This window comes from Aeromonas rivuli, from assembly GCF_000820045.1.
Lineage (GTDB): Bacteria > Pseudomonadota > Gammaproteobacteria > Enterobacterales > Aeromonadaceae > Aeromonas > Aeromonas rivuli.
The window spans coordinates 1-7,008 of record NZ_CDBJ01000083.1 but is presented as its reverse complement, the minus strand read 5'-3'; the positions used below and the strand labels follow the sequence as shown (position 1 = coordinate 7,008).

The window sequence follows — 7,008 nt, the reverse complement described above, 5'->3', positions numbered from 1 at the left end:
GCAAAGAGCGCCATGCCACCTGCGCCAACCAGTGCTAATGGCCCCAATACAGCCACCGCCATCACGCAAACCACCACCCCAAGCCAAGCCAAGCCAAGCCACGCACTATGGTGTAGGCCACTTCAGGAATGGCATCATGATAAGTGACGATTAAGCCTTCTGTCGTCAGCCGGTAATGGTAGTTTTTATCTGCCATCACCAAATAACGTAAATAGAGCGTCATCACTATCGATATACCGACCATCATATAAACAAAAGTCCAATCATTATCGCCAGCAAACCATACCGCCGCACCTCCAAATAGCATCATAGAGCCAACGACTATTAATATTATTGGCCATGCAAATGCTGTAGATACCCGGATATCCCATTCATGAAGATTTTGTGCCTCACGCACCCTTTTCTGATTGGCATAGATAATACGTTGTTGCTCTTCCTGCGGCAGCAGATGAAAAGGCGTCTCCTGCTCGCTTGCCTCAGCTGCTTCATTCGTGTTGTTCATTATTTATTCCCTTGCTTACCAACTACCAGGGCGGGCATAGAACTTAATTCACCGCTGCTGGAATTCAAAGTGATAGGTCCACCACTATTGCCGTTGCCCTTGAAGACAAATTTCCGCTGTACCATGCCACCCATATATCCCAGCTCCAACTTGATGGCTGTATTGGTATCGACCCCCAGCGGCAGGGTATAGACCATGCCACCCAAATTTCCGTATTGGGGCTCAAGAAGATCGCCGGATAGTAAGCCAGCTTGTCCATCGAACAAACTGGCTTCTCAGTGGATGGCAATAACGATTATTTTCAATCGCAGTAGAGATATTAAAATCAAATCATTGGATGACCTTTTATATTCTTTATATCAACACACCTGATTTGATTTTTAATCATTTCAATAACACGTTCAAAATCCTCAGACTTACAATATAAATTGTCGCTATATGCGACTTTAAAGGGCGTGGATTCAAATCTCAGTGCCTTTTTTTTATTAGAAATGGAAAGAGTGTAGGGCCAGTCTTTTTTAAACATTGTTTCATGTTCTGACATTTCACTTTTAAAGTCAGTGAAAAATACCGCAAAGAGCGCCATGCCACCTGCACCAACCAAGGCTAATGGCCCCAATATGGCAACAGCTATGACACATATCACCACACCAAGCCAAGCCAAGCCAAGCCAAGCCACGCACTATGGTGTAGGCCACTTCAGGAATGGCATCTTGATAAGTGACGACTACACCCTCCGTGGTTAACCGATAATGGTAGTCTTTATCCGCCATAACTAAATAGCGTAGGTAGGGAAACATAATCGCACCCACTATAATAAATATCCAACCATTGGATGACTCATTCCATATCATGACACCACCAATCAAGGTAGGTATTCCGATTAAAAAGAGTATCCCAAGCCAGGCAAATGCTACTGGAACTCGAATATCCCATTCATGAAGAGTTGGTGCCTCTCGCACCTTTTTCTGATTGGCATCAAGAATGCGTTGCTGCTCTGCCTGCGGCAACAGATGAAAAGGTATGTCCTGCTCGCTCACCTCGATTTCCTCGTTCATTATTTATTCCCTTGCGTGCCAACTACTAGTGCAGGCATAGAGTTCACCTCACCACTGCTGGCATCCAGCGTGATAGCACCGTTGTTATTACCACTGCCCTTGAAGACAAATTGCCGCTGTACCATGCCACCCAGATAGCCCAGCTCCAACTTGATGGCAGTATTGGTATCGACCCCCAGCGGCAGGGTATAAACCATGCCATCCCAACGTCCGCGCTGTGTCTCCAGCGTCTTGGGCTGCATGGCTGCCTTATAGCGGACCAGATCCTCTTTGGAACGCACCGGCACCATCTGGCCAGCCCGTGCCAGGGGTTGACCGATGACACTTAACCCTATGGTCTGCCCTCGCAGGTGAGCGGGAAGAGACAGCTGTAATTGCCACTGAGCGCGGCCGCTGTCCATCCAGCCTTGAGCGGCGGAGCGCACCACCGTCAGGCTGGCGCCCGGTTTATTGACCAGCAATTCAAAGCGAGCCAGTTCGTCTTCTGCGGACCAGTTGGCGGGTTGCTTGCCCCAGGTGGATTGCAGCAACCATTTCTCCAGATCCGAACGTTTGAAAATATTGAGCAGCACAGTCAATACCAGATAGGCGATGCCCAGCACAAAGAGTCCGACTATCATCCAGGGCGCAAAAATCGCTGCGATTGATGAGAAACCCAGTCCATTACCCAATAGATAGAAGAGTTGTGCGCCAAAGATAATTCCCTGCCCCAGCAATACCCCTGCTTTCATCTGTAAGAGCGTCCTTTCCATACCACTTATCAGGGGATCCTGACTGGCCTGGAAGGTGTCCCACATTTCTGCCCCAGCCGCCACCATACCCAGGCTAGAAAAAGCCACCATACGCCAGGCAAAGCTTCTAACCCAGACCGCATGCTCACCTTCTTTTATTGCTGCTTTTATCGAGATTGCTGTCAGGGCTCGTTTACCCCCATCAGTGGTAAGCGGCTTTAGCTTCTCCCACACAGCCCCCTGATAGAGCGCAGCAATGGCGTTCCCTGTCCAGGCAAGGGTTGCGCCCAGCTGTAGTGAGGCTCGGTCCCATCCCAAGGTCTTGGCATTTTGCGCCGTCCCGGCAATGACCACACTCAGGTTCCAGAGGTTGAGCAGGGCCACCAAGCCGCCGAAGCTGCCCATATTGGGCACCCGCTCATTCATGGCCGAGATCCCCTTGCTCACCCCAGCTCGCGCACTGGCCAGATAGTCGCCGATATATTGCCGTGCCTGCTGCTGGTAGAGCTCGCCCTTGAGTCTGACCAGTTGCGGCATCTCGGCGGCTATCAGGGTATCGAGCTCTTGTTGCAAGGCCCTTAACTGGCCATTGATGGCTTGCACTGTGGTGTTGCGCCCGGGCGGGGGCGAGGAGATGACGGCGATCTGCTTGACGATAGGCTGCATCTTGCTCTGGAAACCGCCCCAGCGAATCTTGAAACCGCTGTCGACCTGGAGCGGCTTGTCACCAAGCAGGGATTCGAGCAGTACCAGCCTTAAGTTGCCTGCCAGACTGTTCTTCCAGGCATGGGGCAAGATGGCCGCAATGATCTGGGCGTGAGCCCCCTTGGCAAGGGATTGACCCGCCCCTTTTATGGCATCGATCACGGCTTCGACCGCCTGGAACCAGGGCTTCTGCTTGAGCCTCTCCTCCCCTAATAGCGTTTCTAGGTCGGCCGTTCTACCAAAGAGAGCCGTCATGTCACCCGAGGAGGTACTGAGCCAGGTATTGTCCACCGTCTGCTCGCTCAACCCCTTGTGCAGATCACTATCAAAACCATAGGGAGCCAGCGCCAGCAGGTTGTCCCGACGTTTCTCATCGAGCAGTTTTTCCAGCGCTTTTTTGTGGTCCTGACTGGTGCAGCTGAGGGTGGTCGCCTGCGCCGCTTCGGCTATCAGGGTCAACAGATAGGCCTGTCCCCTGGTCGTCCTGTTATCCAGACCAAAGGGCAGTGGATCGGCCTTGAGGCGGGTCAAGCCATTGCGCAGATCTTCGTGGGCACGGCCCAGAGCCAGTTCCAGCTCATTGAGGGGCACTTGATACTGCTTGATAAAGCCATTGAGGCCGCTCCAATTGACCTCATCCTGGAAGGCGGCACGCTCCCTCCATTGATTGACCTGCTTGCTGGAAGGGTTGAAACCGTATTGGTCGCGCAGGCGTTGGAGCTTGGCATCGGCTTGCTGGGCCATGGGGGAGTTGAATGTCACCATGCCGGGCTCTGCGCTCATGCTCTCTGAATCGGCGAGATACCGGTCCCCCAGATAATCATCCAGCGCCTCTTCAAAGGCCTGGGTCTTGGCCACATTGCCTCTAACAGAGGCAGGTAGTTCCTTGTCATCGAGCCGCACCCGGGCCAGATTGCGAGTTACTTCGGCCATCATCAGCTTGTGGCTGTTGGTTTTTCTGATGGCGTCATTCTCACCCAGCAAGGCCTCGCGCCTGGCCAACAGATTGTTGACCTCCATGCTGAGGTCGGCGAGATCGGCCAAGGGATCATCCAGGGCTACCACCATGGCGCTCTTGGGATCCGGTATTCCCGCCTTGTAGGCCGCTGGCGTCCCGGCGGGTTTATGCCGCAACAGCTTGATGGCTCCCTGTTTCCCCTCCTCTTCGGGCTGGGACAGAGGGGTACAGCTAAGCAGGAATCCCTGATTCGGCATGCCAAGATCCGCCACCTGTGCAAGCAAGTTCGTTACCCCGCAATGGGCCGCCTTCAAGGTGGCGGCGAAGCTGAGTGGCGTGATCTTGCGCATCCAACTACCACGCAGGCTGGCATTTTTCGTCATCTCACTCTTGATGCGGGCGGTCCAGCGCTCGGGGGAGTAGGTCAGCATCAGGGGGTGGGGGGCCGGGTAGAGCAGGTGTCCCTTGCTCCCCTTGCTGGCGCTGATAAATTGCGCCCCCTTGATCTCGTACTCATCGAGCACCTTGGCCGTCTCGTCATAGACATAGAGCCAGCCATCGCGCAGTTGGCGCAGGGTGTAGGCTCGGCCCTTGAGCGCCAGGGAACCCTTGAAATCGTTGCTTGGCAAAGGGTGCGGCTGACGCTGGGGTGATGCAAACACCTCATCCAGGGCATAGCGTACCGGTACTATGGCTATCTCTTTGTTCTTGAACGGACAAGCCCCGTTTGGGTTTTTGCCATCGCTCGGACTTGCGCACTGGGCAGCCTGATTGGGGGTGCTCATGCCACTATCTCCTTCTTGTTCTGCACGCGGGTCTGGGCCAGTTCGGCGGCCCGTTCAATTCGCTGGGAGGGGGTCTGACTGGAAGTGGACAGGATCAACTGCCGGATATCGGCATGCTCATCCTCGCCAGACTGGGCTGACGCAACATCGGGGGCCTGCATTGCCCCCAGGCCCAGATAACCCAGCACGTTGAACATCAGCAGCTGATCCCGCTCGCTCTGAAACCCCTTGTCATAACCCCACTGGGCCCACTGGGCGACCCACTGGGAAGCATCAGGCTGCTCGGCCAAACGCGCGGGAAACCATGTGGCCATGTGGCGCGAGATGGCGTCCAGGGTGTGCTGCCAGCTCACCTCCCCCAAGCGCGTCCACTGTTCATCGGTCAGTCGCAGGCGATCCCCTTGTCTGGGCAACAGCGGCGATGGCACCTGTTTGTGTTGCCACCCGGCTCTGATCGGGATCCAGACCTGACTCACCCCCTGCCATAGCCAGCCATCGTCGCCATCAAACAGCCGCCACGCCGTCTCCGGCATGGCCAGCTTGAGCAGTACCCGGCTGCCGTAGGGGCTCTCGGCCTCGATGAGCGTGCGCAGACTCTCGGCCAACGGCAACAATGAAAGGGGGGAAGATAACAGGTAACCCCATGATGATTCACGCTTTTCCATAAACCACTCTAACAGGGCCGCACTGGCACTGACCAGACAGGGACTCGCCTCCCTCAGGCTGTCCCAGGGTTGATAGAGGTAGAGCGGCTGGTAGTCAGGCGAACCCTCTACCTCGAACAGGCTTTGCTCAAGTGCGGCTATCTGGCCGCCATCGAGCAGCAAATAGAGCCGTTCTGAGTCAGATAACTGTATATCCGGCCGAGTCTGGGTAAGGCAGGATTGCATCAGGCACCTCCCTCCTTGGCCGCCAATTGCTCACAGATCTCGCAGACGGGCTCGGCCGATTTGAGCGTCGCAATCTGACGAACGGGGTCCATGGGAGCAGGGGGCGCCACCACTTCCACCTCACCAGGCAGGGTCGGCATCTTGCCCGCCCAGCCGGAGCCATTGCCTGGGCTGCCGCCGGAGTTCAGCTTGATGCTGCCGCCGCTGAGGGTCACACCGCTCGGATCGATTTTGACGAAGCTGCCACCCACTTTGAGCGTCAGCTCGGCGCCCGCCTCCAGCACTATCTTCATGCCCGCCTTGTGGTGGACCTCGGAGCCCGCCTCGACCAGCAGGGATTGCCCCAGCTTCTGGTGCAGGGAGCCATCCACGCTGAGCGACAGATCGCCCTTGATGTGATCGCGCTTCTCGCCATTCACAGTGAGATGGTCATTGGCCTTGATGCGGGTCACCCGCTCATGGTCGATGTCGCTGTGCTGGTCGTGCTTGATGTGCCAGGCCGCATCGTTCTCTATCAGCACATTGAGGTCTTTCTGACCGTGAATGTAGATCTCCTCCTGCCCGGCCTGATCTTCGAAGCGCAGCTCGTTGAACCCCTCGCCCTGATGGGTCTCGGTGCGCAGCACGGTGCGGGTCTTGTGGGCAGGCAGCTCGTAGGGCGGCCGGTTGGTGGCGTGAAAGGTGCGGCCGGTGACGATGGGCTGATCCGGGTCCCCTTCCAAAAAGCTGACGATGACTTCGTGGCCGATGCGCGGGATGGCCATCATGCCGTACTGGCCACCGGCCCAGCCCTGGCTGACCCGTACCCAGCAGGAGCTCATGTCATTGGAGCTGCCATAGCGGTCCCAGGGGAACTGCAGCTTCACCCGGCCATGCTGGTCGCAGTAAATCTCCTCCCCCTCCGGCCCCACCACGAAGGCGATTTGCGGGCCGTCGACCATGGGCTTGTGGGGGATCTGGGGGCGCCAGCTCTGCTTGGCGTGCACCACGGAAAACTGGTTGTAATAGACGGTGGGCTCGCTGCCGCCCTCCTCTTCCAGGACCTGGGGCTGCTTGCCGGTGTGCTGGATGCTGACCAGTTGCCAGTCGTCGTTGAGGGCCGCGTTGGGGTGTTCGCTCAAGGCGAAGCGCTGGCCCGGCTGCAAGGCGGCGCAGTTGGATTGGCCGCGGCCGGTCACGGCGTCATTGCGCAGGGCATCGAGCCGGTACTGGCTGAACGCCTTGCCGCTGGGGTCGGCCTTGAAGCGGCCCGGGTAGTCAAAATGCTGGTAGGCATCCCGTTGATGGTCGAGGGCGCTGGCCACCGCCTGATGGGAGAGGCCATAGGCCGGGGTCTGGAAGCTGTAGTCCTTGAGCTCGACATCGCTGGTGCGCACCGA

General features: G+C 56.6%; 8 protein-coding genes. All 8 read right to left on the bottom strand.

Going from position 1 to position 7,008, the window contains the following annotated elements; all coding sequences use genetic code 11:
- A partial coding sequence (locus BN1130_RS23305) for a hypothetical protein (protein ID WP_503089939.1) occupies positions 1-62 on the bottom strand: 62 nt, incomplete at its 3' end.
- Positions 62-502, bottom strand: a complete 441-nt coding sequence (locus BN1130_RS18725) for an immunity protein TsiV2 protein (RefSeq protein ID WP_052448268.1) — start codon at positions 500-502, stop codon at positions 62-64. The genes BN1130_RS18725 and BN1130_RS23305, both read right to left, overlap by 1 nt.
- Positions 502-768, bottom strand: coding sequence for a hypothetical protein (locus tag BN1130_RS18720; protein WP_042043898.1), 267 nt, complete (start codon positions 766-768; stop codon positions 502-504). The genes BN1130_RS18725 and BN1130_RS18720 overlap by 1 nt, the downstream gene beginning before the upstream one ends.
- Positions 769-827: 59 nt before the next feature.
- Positions 828-1,148 (bottom strand): immunity protein TsiV2 protein, encoded by a 321-nt coding sequence (locus BN1130_RS22970; protein ID WP_503089938.1) that lies wholly within the window; start codon positions 1,146-1,148, stop codon positions 828-830.
- A complete protein-coding gene (locus tag BN1130_RS18715; RefSeq protein WP_052448267.1) occupies positions 1,060-1,560 on the bottom strand; it encodes an immunity protein TsiV2 protein in 501 nt (166 codons plus the stop codon). Before BN1130_RS18715 ends, BN1130_RS22970 begins: the two co-directional genes overlap by 89 nt.
- A complete protein-coding gene (locus tag BN1130_RS18710) occupies positions 1,560-4,739 on the bottom strand; it encodes a T6SS effector BTH_I2691 family protein (protein ID WP_042043896.1) in 3,180 nt (1,059 codons plus the stop codon). Before BN1130_RS18710 ends, BN1130_RS18715 begins: the two co-directional genes overlap by 1 nt.
- Positions 4,736-5,629 carry a DUF4123 domain-containing protein gene (locus tag BN1130_RS18705; protein ID WP_042043895.1) on the bottom strand — a complete coding sequence of 298 codons (894 nt, stop codon included), beginning with the start codon at positions 5,627-5,629 and terminating at the stop codon, positions 4,736-4,738. Before BN1130_RS18705 ends, BN1130_RS18710 begins: the two co-directional genes overlap by 4 nt.
- A partial coding sequence (tssI, locus tag BN1130_RS18700) for a type VI secretion system tip protein TssI/VgrG (protein ID WP_042043892.1) occupies positions 5,629-7,008 on the bottom strand: 1,380 nt, incomplete at its 5' end. The genes tssI and BN1130_RS18705, both read right to left, overlap by 1 nt.

Coding starts and splice junctions, on each gene's coding strand:
- BN1130_RS18725 (WP_052448268.1), bottom strand. CDS start 502: ATGAACAACACGAATGAAGCAGCTGAGGCAAGCGAGCAGGAGACGCCT.
- BN1130_RS18715 (WP_052448267.1), bottom strand. CDS start 1,560: ATGAACGAGGAAATCGAGGTGAGCGAGCAGGACATACCTTTTCATCTG.
- BN1130_RS18710 (WP_042043896.1), bottom strand. CDS start 4,739: ATGAGCACCCCCAATCAGGCTGCCCAGTGCGCAAGTCCGAGCGATGGC.
- BN1130_RS18705 (WP_042043895.1), bottom strand. CDS start 5,629: ATGCAATCCTGCCTTACCCAGACTCGGCCGGATATACAGTTATCTGAC.